This window comes from Streptomyces sp. McG3, assembly GCF_018619185.1.
Lineage (GTDB): Bacteria > Actinomycetota > Actinomycetes > Streptomycetales > Streptomycetaceae > Streptomyces.
This window is the reverse complement of record NZ_JAAXYC010000016.1, coordinates 40,464-56,394: the sequence shown is the minus strand read 5'-3', so window position 1 is coordinate 56,394 and position 15,931 is coordinate 40,464. Positions and strand designations below refer to the sequence as shown.

At 71.6% G+C, this 15,931-nt stretch carries 17 protein-coding genes; 9 read left to right on the top strand and 8 right to left on the bottom strand.

Annotated elements, in window-relative coordinates:
• The 3 genes from HET64_RS04865 to HET64_RS04855 form a co-directional block, all read left to right on the top strand.
• On the top strand, positions 1–1,339 hold a 1,339-nt coding region (locus HET64_RS04865), incomplete at its 5' end, for a trypsin-like peptidase domain-containing protein (protein ID WP_251144782.1).
• 119 nt (positions 1,340–1,458) lie between these two features.
• Positions 1,459–1,959 carry a sec-independent translocase gene (locus HET64_RS04860; protein WP_215102672.1) on the top strand — a complete coding sequence of 167 codons (501 nt, stop codon included), beginning with the start codon at positions 1,459–1,461 and terminating at the stop codon, positions 1,957–1,959.
• Between the two features lie 125 nt (positions 1,960–2,084).
• Positions 2,085–2,744, top strand: coding sequence for a hypothetical protein (locus tag HET64_RS04855; protein WP_215102670.1), 660 nt, complete (start codon positions 2,085–2,087; stop codon positions 2,742–2,744).
• Between the two features lie 116 nt (positions 2,745–2,860).
• Here HET64_RS04855 and HET64_RS04850 read toward each other — a convergent pair whose 3' ends face one another.
• The 3 genes from HET64_RS04850 to HET64_RS04840 are packed head-to-tail and all read right to left on the bottom strand — an operon-like array spanning position 2,861 to position 5,874.
• A complete protein-coding gene (locus HET64_RS04850; RefSeq protein ID WP_215102668.1) occupies positions 2,861–3,994 on the bottom strand; it encodes an Mrp/NBP35 family ATP-binding protein in 1,134 nt (377 codons plus the stop codon).
• A gap of 43 nt (positions 3,995–4,037) precedes the next feature.
• Positions 4,038–4,598, bottom strand: coding sequence for a DUF1003 domain-containing protein (locus tag HET64_RS04845; protein WP_215102666.1), 561 nt, complete (start codon positions 4,596–4,598; stop codon positions 4,038–4,040).
• Positions 4,585–5,874, bottom strand: coding sequence for a magnesium transporter MgtE N-terminal domain-containing protein (locus HET64_RS04840; protein ID WP_215102664.1), 1,290 nt, complete (start codon positions 5,872–5,874; stop codon positions 4,585–4,587). The genes HET64_RS04845 and HET64_RS04840 overlap by 14 nt, the downstream gene beginning before the upstream one ends.
• A 246-nt stretch (positions 5,875–6,120) precedes the next feature.
• On the opposite strand from HET64_RS04840, the gene HET64_RS04835 reads away from it, so the two are divergent.
• Entirely contained in the window at positions 6,121–6,894 is a 774-nt protein-coding gene (locus HET64_RS04835; RefSeq protein WP_215102660.1) for a hypothetical protein, read from the top strand.
• A 25-nt stretch (positions 6,895–6,919) separates the two neighbouring features.
• Here the strand turns inward: HET64_RS04835 and HET64_RS04830 are convergent, their stop codons facing one another.
• Positions 6,920–7,456 carry a hypothetical protein gene (locus HET64_RS04830; RefSeq protein WP_215102659.1) on the bottom strand — a complete coding sequence of 179 codons (537 nt, stop codon included), beginning with the start codon at positions 7,454–7,456 and terminating at the stop codon, positions 6,920–6,922.
• Between the two features lie 43 nt (positions 7,457–7,499).
• Positions 7,500–8,627 carry a magnesium and cobalt transport protein CorA gene (locus HET64_RS04825; RefSeq protein ID WP_215102657.1) on the bottom strand — a complete coding sequence of 376 codons (1,128 nt, stop codon included), beginning with the start codon at positions 8,625–8,627 and terminating at the stop codon, positions 7,500–7,502.
• Positions 8,628–9,072: 445 nt separating this feature from the next.
• Between HET64_RS04825 and HET64_RS04820 the strand changes: the two genes are divergently transcribed.
• On the top strand, positions 9,073–9,657 hold the full coding sequence (locus HET64_RS04820; RefSeq protein WP_073866364.1) for a suppressor of fused domain protein: 585 nt from the start codon (positions 9,073–9,075) through the stop codon (positions 9,655–9,657).
• Positions 9,658–9,670: 13 nt separating this feature from the next.
• Here the strand turns inward: HET64_RS04820 and HET64_RS04815 are convergent, their stop codons facing one another.
• A complete protein-coding gene (locus HET64_RS04815; protein WP_215102655.1) occupies positions 9,671–10,909 on the bottom strand; it encodes an MFS transporter in 1,239 nt (412 codons plus the stop codon).
• Between the two features lie 180 nt (positions 10,910–11,089).
• On the opposite strand from HET64_RS04815, the gene HET64_RS04810 reads away from it, so the two are divergent.
• From HET64_RS04810 to HET64_RS04800, 3 genes are all read left to right on the top strand, one after another.
• Complete coding sequence (locus tag HET64_RS04810) at positions 11,090–11,767, top strand: DUF6758 family protein (RefSeq protein ID WP_215102653.1); 678 nt, start codon at positions 11,090–11,092, stop codon at positions 11,765–11,767.
• 137 nt (positions 11,768–11,904) lie between these two features.
• Positions 11,905–12,771, top strand: a complete 867-nt coding sequence (locus HET64_RS04805; RefSeq protein ID WP_215102651.1) for a PHP domain-containing protein — start codon at positions 11,905–11,907, stop codon at positions 12,769–12,771.
• 174 nt (positions 12,772–12,945) lie between these two features.
• Positions 12,946–13,551 carry a MarC family protein gene (locus tag HET64_RS04800; RefSeq protein ID WP_215102642.1) on the top strand — a complete coding sequence of 202 codons (606 nt, stop codon included), beginning with the start codon at positions 12,946–12,948 and terminating at the stop codon, positions 13,549–13,551.
• A gap of 117 nt (positions 13,552–13,668) precedes the next feature.
• On the opposite strand, the gene HET64_RS04795 is transcribed toward HET64_RS04800, so the two are convergent.
• Positions 13,669–13,821 carry a hypothetical protein gene (locus tag HET64_RS04795; RefSeq protein ID WP_007446805.1) on the bottom strand — a complete coding sequence of 51 codons (153 nt, stop codon included), beginning with the start codon at positions 13,819–13,821 and terminating at the stop codon, positions 13,669–13,671.
• 207 nt (positions 13,822–14,028) lie between these two features.
• Here HET64_RS04795 and HET64_RS04790 point away from each other — a divergent pair, with 207 nt between their 5' ends.
• Positions 14,029–14,940 (top strand): NYN domain-containing protein, encoded by a 912-nt coding sequence (locus HET64_RS04790; protein ID WP_215102640.1) that lies wholly within the window; start codon positions 14,029–14,031, stop codon positions 14,938–14,940.
• Positions 14,941–15,011: 71 nt separating this feature from the next.
• Here HET64_RS04790 and HET64_RS04785 read toward each other — a convergent pair whose 3' ends face one another.
• A complete protein-coding gene (locus HET64_RS04785; RefSeq protein WP_215102638.1) occupies positions 15,012–15,869 on the bottom strand; it encodes an alpha/beta fold hydrolase in 858 nt (285 codons plus the stop codon).
• Positions 15,870–15,931 lie beyond the last annotated feature (62 nt).

The following is a 15,931-nucleotide window of genomic DNA, read 5'->3' as shown; positions in this document are numbered from 1 at the left end:
CCCGGGGCCCCACGCACCGCCCCAGGCGCACGCCGCCCTCGCACCGAACCCGCCCCAAGGAGCCCCTGGGCAGCCCCAGGGAGCCCCCGAGCACCAGGGGCAGCACCCCGCACCGCAACCGCACGCGCAGCAGCACACGCAGTGGCTCCAGTACGACCCGTGGGGCGCTCCCGGACAGCCGCTGACCCGGCCGGGACCCCCCGAGGGCACCGAACCCGGCCGCAGGAGGAAGCGCCGTGGCGGGGCCTTCATGGGGGTGCTCCTGCTGACCCTGGTCGCCAGTGGCATCGGCGGCGGCGTCGGCGCGTACATCGAGCGCAACGGCGGCCTGACCACCGTCGAGCTGCCGCAGGCGGGCCGCGACAACGGCGACCGGGCCCCCGAGAGCGTCGCGGGCATCGCCGCCAGCGCCCTGCCCAGCGTGGTCACCCTGCACGTCAGCGGCACCGCCGAGTCCGGCACGGGCACCGGCTTCGTCCTCGACGGCCGGGGCCACATCCTCACCAACAACCACGTCGTCGCCCCGGCCGGTTCCAGCGGGGACATCACCGTGACGTTCAGCAGCGGCGAGACGGCCTCCGCCGAGCTCGTCGGCAAGGACAGCGGCTACGACCTCGCGGTCGTCCGGGTCCGCGGGGTCTCCGGACTCAAGCCCCTGCCCCTGGGCAACTCCGACAACGTCCAGGTCGGCGACCCGGTGGTGGCCATCGGCGCCCCCTTCGACCTGTCCAACACGGTCACCTCGGGCATCATCAGCGCCAAGCAGCGGCCGATCACCGCGGGCGGCGAGAAGGGCGACGGCAGCGACATCAGCTACGTCGACGCCCTCCAGACCGACGCCCCGATCAACCCCGGCAACTCAGGCGGTCCGCTGGTCGACACCCAGGCCCACGTCATCGGCATCAACAGCGCCATCCGCGCGGCCGACAGCGCCCGGGGACCCGAGGCGGGCGGCCAGTCCGGCTCCATCGGCCTCGGCTTCGCCATACCCATCAACCAGGGCAAGCGCGTCGCCGAGGAGCTGATCAGCACCGGCAAGGCCACCCACCCGGTCATCGGCGTCACGCTGGACATGAAGTACACCGGCGACGGGGCCAAGGTCGGCACGAAGGGGGCCGACGGCGCGCCCGCAGTGGCGAAGGACGGCCCCGCCGCCAAGGCGGGCATCCGGTCCGGCGACGTCATCACCCAGGTCGAGGGCCAGCGGGTGCACAGCGGCGAGGAGCTGATCGTGAAGATCCGGGCCCACCGCCCCGGCGACGAGCTCGACCTCAAGCTGACCCGCGGCGGCGAGGAGCGGACGGTGACCCTGACGCTGGGCTCGGCGAGCGGCACGTGACGTCCACCGCGAGGTACCGCCCGGACACCTTCGACAGGTACCTTTGAGCGGTCCGGGCAGCTGGGAGCCCCGGGCCGCGATCGCACGGAGAACACGCGGAGAACACGAGGAGCAACAAGGTGTTCAATGACATTGGCGCACTGGAGCTGTTGACGCTCGGGGTGCTGGCCGTGCTGGTCTTCGGCCCGGACAAGCTGCCCAAGCTGATCCAGGACGTCACGCGCACCATCCGTAAGATCCGCGAGTTCTCGGACAGCGCCAAGGAAGACATCCGCTCGGAGCTCGGCCCGCAGTTCAAGGACTTCGAGTTCGAGGACCTCAACCCCAAGACGTTCGTCCGCAAGCAGCTGATGGACGGCAACGACGACCTGGGGCTGAAGGACATCCGCGAGAGCTTCGACCTCCGCAAGGAGATCTCCGACGTCACCGACGCCGTCAACGGGCGCACCCCGACCGCGTCCGATACCGCCAACAGTGCGGCGAACGGCTCGGCGGGCGCGGCGGCCGACGGCTCGACGACCAGCCTCACCAAGACCGGCGAAACCGCTCCTGACCTGCTGAAGAAGACCCCGCAGCAGGACCGGCCCGAGCGCCCGCCGTTCGATGCGGACGCCACCTGACCCCGGTCAATCCCGACTCGTCCGGACGGTATGGCTATTCTCCATCTGTCCGGTTGCGAGGATGCCCAAGCCCGCGGGGGGCGGGCCGCTCCGGATCCTGACTGATCGAGGAGGCGGCCGCGCAGATGGAGACGACGAGTCGGATTGATACGGACGGTGTCCCGGGCACGGCCACGGCGGAGGAGGTGCCGGAGACACGGCGTACCGTCGACGGCTACCGGGAAGCGACCTTCCCCTGGTACGGCCTGGACGAGGCCTTCACCGGCCCGCGCTGGCTGATGCAGGTCGGCACCGCGGCGGACGGCACGGTGCAGCACGGTGCGACGGGGCACGGCGACGAGCCGTCGGTGAAGTCGGACGGCTCCGCCGACAAGGAGCGGTTCGCGGCGGTGATCACCGTGGCCGCGAGCCCGGTGAGACGCAGCGGTGACGGTACGGGCGTGCTGGACGCCACCACGGTGTCCTCGGCGGCCTGGCTCGCGGGCTCCGGCCTGCTGGCGTACACCTGGCCGCCGCAGATGGACCACACCCTGCGCGACGACTGGCTGGACCAGCAGACCGAGACGGCGTTCACCCTCGCCGACGACCTCGGCAGCGCGCCCTGGTCGACCCTCTCCCTGCCGGTGGACGGGGTGCCGGTGGAGTTCCACTACCGCGAGTCCGAGTTCGGCTGGGTCCTCGCCGGGTCCGCCCACGAGGGCGTGCACATCGGGGCCTACGGGCGGGGGATGAGCGCGTACGGTCTCGGCTTCGCGGCCATCAAGGACATCGGGACCTACGCGTAGCGACGCGACAGGGCGGGACGTACGCGTAGCGACGCGACAGGGCGGGTCCTACGCGCGGCGACGTGACAGGGCGGGCCGGATGACCACCGGCCCGCCCTGTGCCGCCCCGAGGAGCGTCAGAACTTGTTGCGCGGGGTGATTCCCAGCGACATGCCCGACAGGCCGCGCTGACGGCCGCCCAGCTTCTCCGCGATCGAGCGCAGCGCGCTGCCGGCCGGCGAGTCGGGGTCGGACAGGACGACCGGCTTGCCCTCGTCGCCGCCCTCGCGCAGCCGTACGTCGATCGGGATCGAGCCGAGCACCGGTACCTCGGCGCCGATCGTACGGGTCAGCCCCTCCGCGACCCGTGCGCCACCGCCCGAGCCGAACACGTCGACCATCTCGTCGCAGTGCGGGCACGGCATGCCCGACATGTTCTCCACCACGCCGACGATCTTCTGGTGGGTCTGCACGGCGATCGAGCCGGCCCGCTCGGCCACCTCGGCCGCCGCCTGCTGCGGGGTCGTGACGACCAGGATCTCCGCGTTCGGCACGAGCTGCGCGACCGAGATCGCGATGTCGCCGGTGCCCGGCGGCAGGTCGAGCAGCAGGACGTCCAGGTCGCCCCAGTACACATCGGCGAGGAACTGCTGGAGCGCCCGGTGCAGCATCGGACCGCGCCAGACCACGGGCGCGTTGCCCGGGGTGAACATGCCGATGGAGATGACCTTCACGCCGTGCGCGGACGGCGGCATGATCATGTTCTCGACCTGGGTGGGCTTGCCGTCCGCACCGAGCATCCGGGGCACGCTGTGCCCGTAGATGTCCGCGTCCACGACGCCGACCTTCAGTCCGTCGGCCGCCATCGCCGCGGCGAGGTTCACCGTGACCGAGGACTTGCCGACGCCGCCCTTGCCGGAGGCCACCGCGTACACCCGGGTCAGCGAGCCGGGCTGGGCGAAGGGCACCTCCCGCTCGGCGGTGCCGCCGCGCAGCGAGCTCGCCAGGTCCTTGCGCTGTTCGTCGCTCATGACGTCGAGGGTCACCTCGACCCGCGAGACGCCCTCGACCCGGGCGACCGCCTCGGTCACGTTCCGGGTGATCGTCTCGCGCATCGGACAGCCGGAGACCGTGAGATACACCGTGACAGCGACTACACCGTCAGGATCGATCTCGACCGATTTCACCATGCCCAGCTCGGTGATCGGGCGGTGGATCTCCGGGTCGTTCACTGTCGCCAGTGCCTCAAGCACCGCGTCTTCCGTAGCCATACAGACGATGTTACGGCGCGGAGCGCTACGGGCGGGTAGCCCTTCAGCGGTCGCCTTCGTCACTCTCGGCCGGGAACAGCACCTGCCGGTCCTCCATGTCCCTCACCATGTCCTGCAGTTCCGAGCGGATCCAGTCCCGGGTGGCGACCTCGCCCAGGCCCATGCGCAGGGCCGCGATCTCCCGTGTCAGGTATTCGGTGTCGGCGATGGAGCGCTCGTTCTGCTTCCGGTCCTGCTCGTGCGTGACCCGGTCGCGGTCGTCCTGCCGGTTCTGCGCGAGGAGGATCAGCGGCGCGGCGTAGGAGGCCTGGAGCGACAGCATCAGCGTCAGGAAGATGAACGGGTACTGGTCGAAGCGCAGATCCTTGGGCGCGAAGATGTTCCACAGCACCCAGATGATGATGATCAGCGTCATCCAGACGATGAACCGCCCGGTCCCCAGGAACCGCGCGATCCGCTCCGAGAACCGGCCGAACGCCTCCGGGTCGTACTCCGGCAGCAGCCGCCGACGCGGGTCCTTCGGCTGGTCCAGCCGGGTGCGCGGGGGCCGCACCAGGCCCGAGGCGCCGGTCGACCCCGCCTTCGCCCGCTCATCGCCCGCCATGACCGATCCCCTCCTCCCCGTGCAGATCCGTCTCGCGCCAGTCGTCCGGCAGCAGGTGGTCCAGGACATCGTCCACGGTCACCGCGCCCAGCAGCGAACCGGTCTCGTCCACGACGGGCACCGAGACCATGTTGTACGCGGCCAGATAACTGGTGACCGTCGGCAGCGGGGTGTCCGGCGACAGCGGCACCAGGTCGCTGTCGACGATCGAGCTGACCAGGGTGAACGGCGGGTCGCGCAGCAGCCGCTGGAAATGCACCGTGCCCAGGTACTTCCCGGTCGGGGTGTCGTCGGGGGAGCGGCACACGTACACCTGCGCGGCGAGCGCCGGGGACAGGTCCGCCTGCCGCACCCGGGCCAGCGCGTCGGCCACCGTGGCGTCGGGCAGCAGCACGATCGGCTCGGTCGTCATCAGACCGCCCGCCGTCCGCTCCTCGTACGACATCAGACGGCGGACATCGGCGGCGTCGTCCGGCCGCATCAGCGCCAGCAGCCGTTCCTTGTCCTCCTCCGGCAGCTCGGAGAGCAGGTCCGCCGCGTCGTCGGGGTCCATCGCCTCCAGGACGTCGGCGGCCCGCTCCTCGGCGAGCTTGCCGATGATCTCCACCTGGTCGTCCTCGGGCAGCTCCTCCAGGACGTCGGCGAGCCGGTCGTCGTCCAGGGCGGCGGCGACCTCCACCCGGCGCTTGGGCGAGAGGTGGTGCAGGGCGTTCGCCACATCGGTGGGCCGCAGCCGCTCGAACGTGGCGACCAGGCTCTCCGCGCCCTGGCCGTGCTCGTCCAGCGAGAAGCCGCTGACCGCCGACCACTCCACTGTCAGGGTCTCGCCCTTGCGGCGCAGCGCCCCGCCGCGCCCCTTGCGGACGAAGTACTTGTCGATCTCCCAGTCGCGGCGGGCCGGCAGCTGCTGGATGGCCACGTCCAGGACGGTGACCTCCTCGCCGTCCTGGTCATGGCCATCCACCAGCCGCACCCGCCGGTCCAGGAACTCGCCGAGGACGAGACGTTCCGTGGGCCGCTGTTCGAAGCGCCGCATGTTGACGACGCCGGTGGTGATGACCTGGCCGGACTCGACGCCCGTCACCCGGGTCATCGGCAGGAAGATCCGCCGGCGGCTGATCACCTCGACCACCAGGCCCAGGATGCGCGGCGGGCGTCCGCCGACCCGCAGCATCGCCACCAGATCACGGACCCGGCCGACCTGGTCCCCGTTCGGGTCGAATACGGGTACGCCGGACAGGTGCGAGACGAAGACCCTGGGGGTGACCGCCGCCATCCTCGGCCTCCTTCGTCCGTCCGTGTCCACTGTGTCGTCACGTATCCCGTGACCGTCCGCGCCCGACCGTCCCGGACGGGCCCCGCGGGCCGGCGGAATCCGTCGGTACGCCGGGATCAGGCTAGCCCGTACCGCCGCACCGCGCCCCGGCGGACCGGTCCGTACGGCTGGCTGCCGGGAGGCACGCGCCTCCCGGGTACGCTGCCGTCTGCCACCCCCCGATCGCAGTTGAGAGGCAGTGCGCCCGTGACCTCTTTCGCCCCGGCCGTGCGGAACCATCGCCGGACCGCCCTCGCTCTCGTGCTGTGCGGAGGGCTCACCGCGGCCCTGGCCGCCTGCGGCACGGAGGAGGACCCGGACAAGGGGACCAACGGCGTCGCCAAACTCTCCGCCACCGAGATCGACGAGAAGGCCAGAGCGGCGGCCGGAGCGGCGAGCGCCGTACGCCTGTCGGGCACGCTCGTCAGCAAGGGCGGCACCTACCGGCTGGAGATGAAGCTCAACGCCGAGGGCGGCATGGGCTCGGTGACCTCCAAGCAGCAGAGCTTCGCCCTGCTGCGGGTGGACGACGAGCTCTACCTGAAGGCGCCCGCGGAGTTCTGGACCCACGAGGAGAGCGGCGGCGGCGGCGAGGGCGGGTCCTCCGACGTGGCGGCCGCCGACAAGCTGGGCGGCAAGTACGTGAAGGTCCCCGAGGGCGACCCCAGCTACCGCCAGCTGCGCGGCTTCACCGACAAGAAGGTCCTGCTCGACGGGCTCCTCGCGCTGAACGGAAAGGTCAGCAAAGGCGGCCGGGACACGGTCGCCGGGCACCGCACCATCCAGATCCTGGGCGGCAAGGGCGAGGGCGGGGCGTTCGACGTCTCGCTGGAGGACCAGCCGTACCCGGTCCGGGTGGCCCGGGGCGGCGGCGGGGGCACGGTCACGCTGGCCGACTGGGGGCAGGCCTTCCCGCTGGAGGCGCCCCAGGAGGACGACACCGTCGACTACGGCGGCCAGCTCCCCAAGTCCTCCGGCTGAGCGACCCGTACCGCGAGGCCCTGGCTCAGCGCTTCCCGCGACGCTTCAGCAGCAGCCGGGGGAGCGCGGCCGGGGCCGGCTGCCGGGTGGTGGCCCCGGTCGGCAGCGGGACTGCCGCCAGCGAGGTGTCCGGCAGCGCGGTGCTGACGGTGTCCGGCGTCAGCCGCACCACGGTGCACTCGCGCGCCCACCGCTCCGTCATCGACTCGGCGTCCGGCGCGTTCAGCCGCTTGCCCTTCAGCTCGGCGACCGCCGCCTCCCACTCCTCGGAGTGCGGCGGGAGGAAACGGCACGCCGCACCCCAGGCGACGATCCGGCCCCCCTTGTCCTTGCTGCGTACGGTCACCTCGGCGCGGCCGCCGTCGGCCAGGCCCTCGGGCAGGGGCTGCTCGCCGGGGCCGCCGCCGACCAGGTGTGCCGCGCCGTCGTGCCAGATGTGCCAGACGGCTCGGGCCGGCCCGTCGCCCCGCACCCAGACGAGACCGGACTTCTTCGTGGCCTCCTCGACGAGGGCCCTCTCCAGCAGGTCGGCGGCGGCATCGGGCGCGACGGCGTCAGTCATGGGCGCGAGCTTAGACCCACCGGCGATCGGGGGGCGGCCGCGCTCAGAGCCAGCCGTTGCGCTTGAGGATGCGGTGGATGGAGAAACAGACCACCCCGATGACGCCGAGCACCAGCGGATAGCCGTACTTCCACTGGAGCTCGGGCATGTGCTCGAAGTTCATGCCGTAGACACCGCAGATCATCGTCGGCACGGCGATGATCGCCGCCCAGGAGGTGATCTTGCGCATGTCCTCGTTCTGCGTGACGGTCGCCTGCGCCAGATTCGCCTGGAGGATCGAGTTGAGCAGCTCGTCGAAGCCGAGGACCTCCTCCTGGACCCGGGCGAGGTGGTCGGCGACGTCGCGGAAGTACTTCTGGATGTCGGGGTCGATCAGCCGCATCGGCCGCTCGCTCAGCAGCTGCATGGGCCGCAGCAGTGGCGAGACGGCCCGCTTGAACTCCAGCACCTCGCGCTTGAGCTGGTAGATCCGGCCCGCGTCCGAACCGCGCGGGCTGCCCTTGGCCGGGGTGGAGAAGACATCGATCTCCACCTCGTCGATGTCGTCCTGCACCGCCTCGGCCACCGCGATGTACCCGTCGACCACATGGTCGGCGATGGCGTGCAGCACGGCGGAGGGGCCCTTGGTGAGCAGCTCCGGATCGTCCTGGAGGCGGTGGCGCAGAGCGCGCAGGGAGCCCTGACCGCCGTGCCGGACGGTGATGACGAAGTCCCGGCCGGTGAAACACATCACCTCGCCGGTCTCCACGACCTCGCTGGTCGCGGTCAGTTCGGCGTGCTCCACGTAGTGGATCGTCTTGAAGACGGTGAACAGCGTGTCGTCGTAGCGCTCCAGCTTGGGCCTCTGGTGGGCGTGTACGGCGTCCTCGACGGCCAGCGGGTGCAGCCCGAACTCCCGGGCGATGCCCGCGAATTCGGCCTCGGTCGGCTCGTGCAGACCGATCCACGCGAAGCCGCCCTCCTCCCGCACCTGGAGCATCGCCTCGTGCGGCGTCGGGGCCGCGGGCGTCGCCAGCCGGCGGCCGTCGCGGTAGACGGCGCAGTCGACGACGGCGCTGGAGGCGGACGGGTCGCGGGTGGAGTCGTACGCGCTGTAGGGGGCGCTGTTCTTACGGAGGGACGGGCGCAGGGACGGGCGCACGGCGGCGCGCAGGTCACGGATCATCGACATGGCTGGCTCCTTCACGGAGGGCCGTCGGCGAGGGCGTGGAACAGCCCGGAACGAGGACGTGTGCTCACGTCCGCAAAGCGGGCGGCACCGCGCGGGCGCGATGACGGCGTTCGCTACAGACAGGCAAAAACGAAGGGCTCTTCCGTCGCGCGAACTGCTGTCGAGGAGTCATCCGGATACGACGGCGATGTCGGCACCGGGCGACCGACGAGGCGTCGGATCAACGGGAAATGCGAGGCGCGGAAGAGCGGTTGGTACTGCACGGTCGACTTGGATCCATAGCAGTCCCCACCTCCTCCGGCCGGTCCCCCGTGGGGGACGACGTGTCGTCGGGACGAAGAAGAGCAACGCTTCTGCGTGCTGTCCCGACCGGCGGCCAGGCTATCAGCCGCCCAAGGCCCAATCCCGTACTTTGCCCATTCCCTACGCGATCTATGCTCGCGGCATGGCAGAAATTCTCGCTCTGGTCGAGGCCCGGCTCCGTTCCGCTCTCGGGGATCCGGACGCCCGCGCCGACGTGACGTTCCTGGGCACCGACCGCATCGAGGTGCTGCGCTTCCTCGACGGCGACGTGGTGCGCTACGCGACGCTCGGCATGTCCGGTCAGCCGATGGCCGACCCCACCTCCCCGCTCGCCGACCCGGTGAAGGGGCCCCGCGCCGAGCTGATCCTCTCCGTACGGGGCGGACTCGCCGACACCGACCAGGTGCTGCGCCCGCTCGCCGTGCTGGCCGCGTCCCCGCAGGTCGAGGGGTTGATCGTGGCCGCCGGCGCCTCGCTGGACCTGGGGGAGCCGCTGTGGACCGGGGCGCCGTTCACCTCGGTGCTGGTCGCGGAGTCCGGTGGTCTGGTGGAGGACCTGGAGCTGGACGAGCCGATGGACCCGGTGCGCTTCCTGCCGCTGCTGCCGATGACGCACAACGAGGCCGCCTGGAAGCGGGTGCGCGGCGCACAGGAGCTCCAGGAGCGGTGGCTGACGCACGGTACGGACCTGCGCGACCCGCTGCGCACGTCCGTACCGCTGGACTGACCGGTCCGCGCGGTCAGTCGGCGAAGACCGCCACGCCGTCCTCCCGCGCGTGGACCGGCTCCAGCTCCTCGGCCTCGTGGGTCAGCGCCGTACGCCGTACGCCCACGACCGCCGCTCCGACGAGGGCGGCGAGCGCGGCCACCACGAACGGGATGTGGACGTCGGTCCACTCCTCGATCTTCGGGGCGAGGAAGGGGGCGGCCGCCGCCGCGAACCAGCGGACGAAGTTGTATCCGGCGCTCGCCACCGGGCGCGGCGCGTCCGAGACCCCGAGGGCCAGCTCGGTGAAGACGGTGTTGTTCATGCCGATGAACGCGCCGGAGACGATCGTGGCGACGACGGCCGTGCCGTGGCTGCCGTAGCCGAGGACCAGCAGATCGACGGCGAGCAGCACCAGGGACGCCCCCAGCACCTTGAGCGAGCCGAAGCGGCGCTGGAGACGCGGGGCGACCAGCACGGAGAAGACGGCCAGCAGCAGGCCCCAGGCGAAGAAGACCGCGCCGGACTTGTACGGGGTCATGTCCAGCACGAACGGTGTGAAGGCCAGGATCGTGAAGAACGCGTAGTTGTAGAAGAACGCCGAGGCCGCGACCGAGGCCAGCCCGCCGTGCCCCAGCGCCTTCACCGGGTCGAGCAGTGACGTCTTGCGGGCGGGCTTCGGCTGCTCCTTGAGGAACGCGGCGATGCAGAGGAAGCCGATCGCCATCAGCGCCGCCGTGCCGAAGAAGGGGTAGCGCCAGCTGGCGTCCCCGAGCAGCGCGCCGAGCAGCGGCCCGCACGCCATGCCGAGGCCGAGCGCCGACTCGTACAGCAGGATCGCCGCCGCGCTGCCGCCCGCCGCCGCCCCGACGATCACCGCGAGGGCGGTGGAGACGAACAGGGCGTTGCCCAGGCCCCAGCCGGCCCGGAAGCCGACCAGTTCGGCGACGGAGGACGAGGTGCCGGACAGCGCGGCGAAGACGATCACGAGGGCGAGGCCGGCCAGCAGGGTCCTGCGGCCGCCGATGCGGCTGGAGACGAAGCCGGTGACCAGCATCGCGAAGGCGGTGATCAGGAAGTACGAGGTGAACAGCAGCGACACCTGACTCGCCGAGGCGTCCAGCCCCTGGGCGATGGACGGCAGGATCGGGTCCACCAGGCCGATGCCCATGAAGGCCACCACCGAGGCGCCCGCCGTGGCCCAGACGGCCCTCGGCTGGCGCAGGATGCCGCCCCCCGTCGCTCCTTCGTCGAACGGATCCTCTCCCTGCATGGGTTCTCTCCTTCTCCTCCGGCCTCCGGAGTTCTTCGGCTCCGGATCGATGCGTTATGCACAGAATAAGTTAGGCAAGCTAATAAGTGCAAGCTACATCTATTCTCCCCGGTCAGGGCCACGCTGCGGACGGGTGATCGTCCTTGACGCGAGGACCGGCGGGGAGGACGGTTGGTCCCTATGAGGGGCGAACCCAGTTGCCCGAAGTGCGGTGGCCGGGTCAGGGCGCCCGGTCTCTTCGCCGACGCCTGGCAGTGCTCCGTGCACGGCCAGGTCCATCCGATGCAGCCGGTCATCCCGCCGAGCGTCGAAGGTCTCGGCGTCGTGGTGCACCGTGCTCAGGTCCCCGTCTGGATGCCCTGGCCGCTCCCCGTGGGCTGGCTGTTCACCGGGGTCGCCAGCGCGGGCGACGACCGCAGCGGCGGCCGCGCGAGCGCCGTGGCCTGCTCGGGGCCAGGACCGCTGGGCGGGATGGGCGAGCTGCTGCTGGTCGCCGAGGAGCTCGGCGTCGGGCTCGGCGCCCGGTACGCCGGGATCGAGGGCCCGGACCCCGGCCTCCACCTCGACGTCGACTCCGCCCCCGACGCCAAGGTGCACGCCGCCGGCCGCCCCACCCCCCTCTGGCACGTGAAGAACGCTCCGCCTGACCGCGCCGTCTTCGCGGGCGAGGCGCGGGGGCTGTGGCTCTGGGCGATCCTGTGGCCCGAACAGTCGGGGCTGCTGATGTACGACGAGCTGGTGCTCACCGACCTGCGGGACGCCGGGGGAGAGGTGGACCTCGTCCCCTGCGGCGCGATCACCCCCCGCCTGCTCACCGCCCCCGAGGCGCCGCCCCGGCAGGCGACGGGCGAGCGGTAGGAGCGGCGAGCGCGGCGGGCGGCGGGGGCGGCTCCGGCGCGGGCCAGGGGCGGGGCCGTGGGCGGCCGGAGACCCGGAGCGCGGCGGTTATCCTTGAGCGGTCCCCCGTCCGCCCGCGATCCCCGGAGTCACGCGTCGTGCGCATCGACCTGCACACCCACTCCACCGCGTCGGACGGCACGGACACCCCCGCCGAGCTGGTCGCGAACGCCGCCGCCGCGGGGCTGGACGTCGTCGCGCTCACCGACCACGACACCGTGGGCGGCCACAAGCAGGCCATCGACGCGCTGCCCGAGGGGCTCACCCTCGTCACCGGCGCCGAACTCTCCTGCCGCGTCGACGGCGTGGGCCTGCACATGCTGGCCTACCTCTTCGACCCCGCGGACGCCGAGCTGGAGCGCGCCCGGGAACTCGTCCGCGACGACCGGGTGCCGCGCGCCCGGGAGATGGTCCGCAAGCTGCGCGCCCTCGACGTCCCCATCACCTGGGAGCAGGTCGCCCGCATCGCCGGGGACGGCTCGGTCGGTCGCCCGCACGTCGCCGCCGCCCTCGTCGAACTCGGCGTCGTACCCACGGTCTCCGACGCCTTCACGCCCGACTGGCTGGGTACCGGAGGCAGGGCGTACGCGGAGAAGCACGAGTTCGACCCCTTCGAGGCGATCCGCCTGGTGAAGGCGGCGGGCGGGGTCACCGTCTTCGCCCACCCGGCCGCCGTGAAACGCGGCGCGGTGGTCCCCGAGTCCACGATCGTCGCGCTCGCCGAAGCCGGTCTCGACGGCGTCGAGGTCGACCACATGGACCACGACGAGCCCACCCGGGCCCGACTGCGCGGCCTCGCCCGCGAGCTGGGGCTGCTCACGACCGGTTCCAGCGACTACCACGGCACCCGGAAAACCGTCGAGCTCGGCGCCTGCACCACCGACCCCGAGATCTACGGCGAGATCACCCGGCGCGCCACGGGAGCCTTCCCGGTGCCGGGCGCCGGCGGAGCCGGTCCCCGCTAGAGATCCGGCGGATCACGGCCGGACAGCTCCTGGGCCCCGCCCACTTTCACCGCACCACCTTCCTTACTCCCCGCGCGCCCCTGTGCGTACCGCCGCGTGCCCGACACGGCGACGGCCGCCGCCCGGACCCCGCGCCACCTCCGTACCGCCCGCTCTCCTCTCGCAAGGCTCACTGTGTTCGACGTCGCTGTCTTCGGATCCCTTTTTCTCACCCTATTTGTGATCATGGACCCGCCCGGGATCACGCCGATCTTCCTCGCGCTCACCGCGGGACGCCCCGCCAAGGTGCAGCGCGGGATGGCGCTCCAGGCGGTCATGGTCGCGTTCGGCGTGATCGCCGTCTTCGGTCTGCTCGGCCAGCAGATCCTCGACTACCTGCATGTCTCCGTGCCCGCCCTGATGATCGCGGGCGGACTCCTGCTGCTGCTGATCGCGCTCGACCTGCTGACCGGCAAGACGGACGAGCCGACGCAGACCAAGGACGTCAATGTGGCGCTCGTACCGCTGGGCATGCCGCTGCTGGCCGGGCCCGGTGCGATCGTCTCGGTCATCCTCGCGGTGCAGCACGCCGACGGCGTGGGCGGCCAGCTCTCGGTATGGTCCGCGATCGTCGCCATGCACGTGGTGCTCTGGCTGGCCATGCGCTACTCGCTGGTCATCATCCGCGTGATCAAGGACGGGGGTGTGGTGCTGGTGACCCGGCTCGCCGGCATGATGCTCTCCGCCATCGCCGTCCAGCAGATCATCAACGGCGTCACCCAGGTCATCCAGACCTCCTGAACCTCCCCCAGGCACCACAGCGCCCCCGCACGGACGTTCCGTACGGGGGCGCTTCGTCTTTAGCGGCGCAATGCGATGAGGCGCGGGGCCTCGTGGGGCGTCATGAGCCCAGATGCGTTACGAAGCCGAGCTGTCGGCCGGCCGGATGTAGATGCGCTGGCCCATCGCTGCGGCCTGCTGCACGATCCGGTTGACGGAGGCGGCGTCCACGACGGTGCTGTCCACGGCGGTACCGTCGACGTCGTCGAGTCGCATGATCTCGAAGCGCATAGGGCTTCCCTTCGTCTGATCCTCCTGCTGGAGAACTGCTGGCGCCGGTGGGGCGTCCCACCGGCAAGACCAGGAACGCGAGGCTTCCCTCGCGTTCCACGTGGGTGACAACGGCTTGTCCCCTGCAAACATTCCCTACGCTAAGGAAATTTTTTGGATGTCTAAGTACCCGTCGGTAGTCACGCCACCACAGACCATGAGGTTCGCATGAACGAGGCGGACCCGCAGTCCATCGCCGGAGCCGGTCTCGGCGCCCGGCTGGACCGCACCAACGAGCTGCTCCAGCGGATGCTCATCGAGGTCTCCAAGACCCCGTCGACGCACGCCATCTTCGTGGACGCGGGCTATGTGTACGCCGCGGCCGGGCTGCTCGTCACCGGCACCGAGGACCGGCGCTCCTTCGATCTCGACGCCGAAGGGCTGATCGAGGCCTTCATCGACAAGGCCCGCACGATCTTCGCGGACAGCAGGCTGCTGCGGGTCTACTGGTACGACGGGGCCCGCCGCCGCATCCACACCACCGAGCAGCAGGCCATCGCCGAACTCCCCGATGTCAAGGTGCGGCTCGGCAACCTCAACGCCAACAACCAGCAGAAGGGCGTCGACTCGCTCATCCGCACCGACCTCGAATCCCTCGCCCGGCACCGCGCCATCAGCGACGCGGCGCTCGTCGGCGGTGACGAGGACCTGGTCTCGGCGGTCGAGGCCGCCCAGGGCTACGGGGCGCGCGTCCACCTCTGGGGCATCGAGGCCGCCGAAGGACGCAACCAGGCCGAACCGCTGCTGTGGGAGGTCGACAGCCAGCGCACCTTCGAGCTCGACTTCTGCCGCCCCTACGTCACGCGGCGGCCCGTCACCACGTACGAGGACGACAGCCCGGCCCCCTCCCGGGAGGACGTCCGCTTCGTCGGCGCACAGATCGCGGCCGCCTGGCTCGCCGCGCGCGGCCGGGAGTCCCTGGCCGACCTGCTGCCCGGCCACCCCTATCTGCCGGGCTCCGTCGACCAGGACCTGCTGGTGGAGGCGGAACGCCTGCTCCAGCACTCGCTGCGCGGCCACGCGCACCTGCGACGGGCGCTCCGCGACGGCTTCTGGCAGCACCTGCAGTCGCAGTACTGACGGAAGCGGGGCTGGCCGGTGGCGGCGCCTCCGACGGCCGGTGGGACGCGTCGGGGGGCGCCGCCGGCGCGTCAGACGGCCGGCAGGCCGTCCCAGAACGCGGCCAGCGCCTCCGCGGTCTCCTGCGGGCGGGCGGTGTTGGGGGAGTGCTCGGCGCCGGCGATCGTGGTGCGGCGGGCGCCGAGACGCCGCGCCATGGAGTCGAACAGCTCCACCGGCCACACGTCGTCGCGCTCCCCGGACAGGACGTGGACGGGCAGCCCGACGGCGGCCAGCTCGTCCACCCGGTCCGGTTCGGCGGCCAACTGGGCCCCGGTGGCGATCAACTGGGCCGGATGGTGGGCGAGCCAGCGGTGGCGCATGTCCGCACCGTCGCCGGTGTCCGCGTCCTGCGGCGGATCCAGCGCCCGCATCGCCTCCCACACCTCGTCCATCGACAGCACGGACAACGCGTCGCTCAGCATCTTCACCTTGTCCCGCTGGGCCGCGACGACCTCGGCGGGGCCCGAGGACATCAACGTCAGCGAGCGGAACGGGGTGGCGTCCAGCAGTACGGCGGCGCGGGCGATCTGCCCGCCGAGCGAGTGCCCGAGCAGATGCAGCTCCCCGCCCCCGTCGCCCAGGGCCGCCGCCTGAGCGAGCACATCGCGGGCCAACTCGGCCTGGGCGTAGCTTTCCTGACGGTCCGTCCCCTTCGATTCGTACTGCCCCCGGCCGTCCACCGCGACCACCCGGTAGCCCGCCGCGCACAGCGGCTCCAGCAGCGCGATGAAGTCCTCCTTGCTGCCGGTGTATCCGGGCAGCAGCAGGGCGGTGGCCCGTGCCGGGGTCCCCGGTACGGCGTCCAGGACGGCGAAGTCGCCGCGCTCGGTCGCCAGGACACGGGCGCGGGCGCAGGGCGGCGGGGCGAAGGTGGGCGGGCGGCTCATACGGCGAGGCTATCCCCGCCGCACCCGTCCTCGCCTCACCGGGCGGCTCATCCGACGGAGGC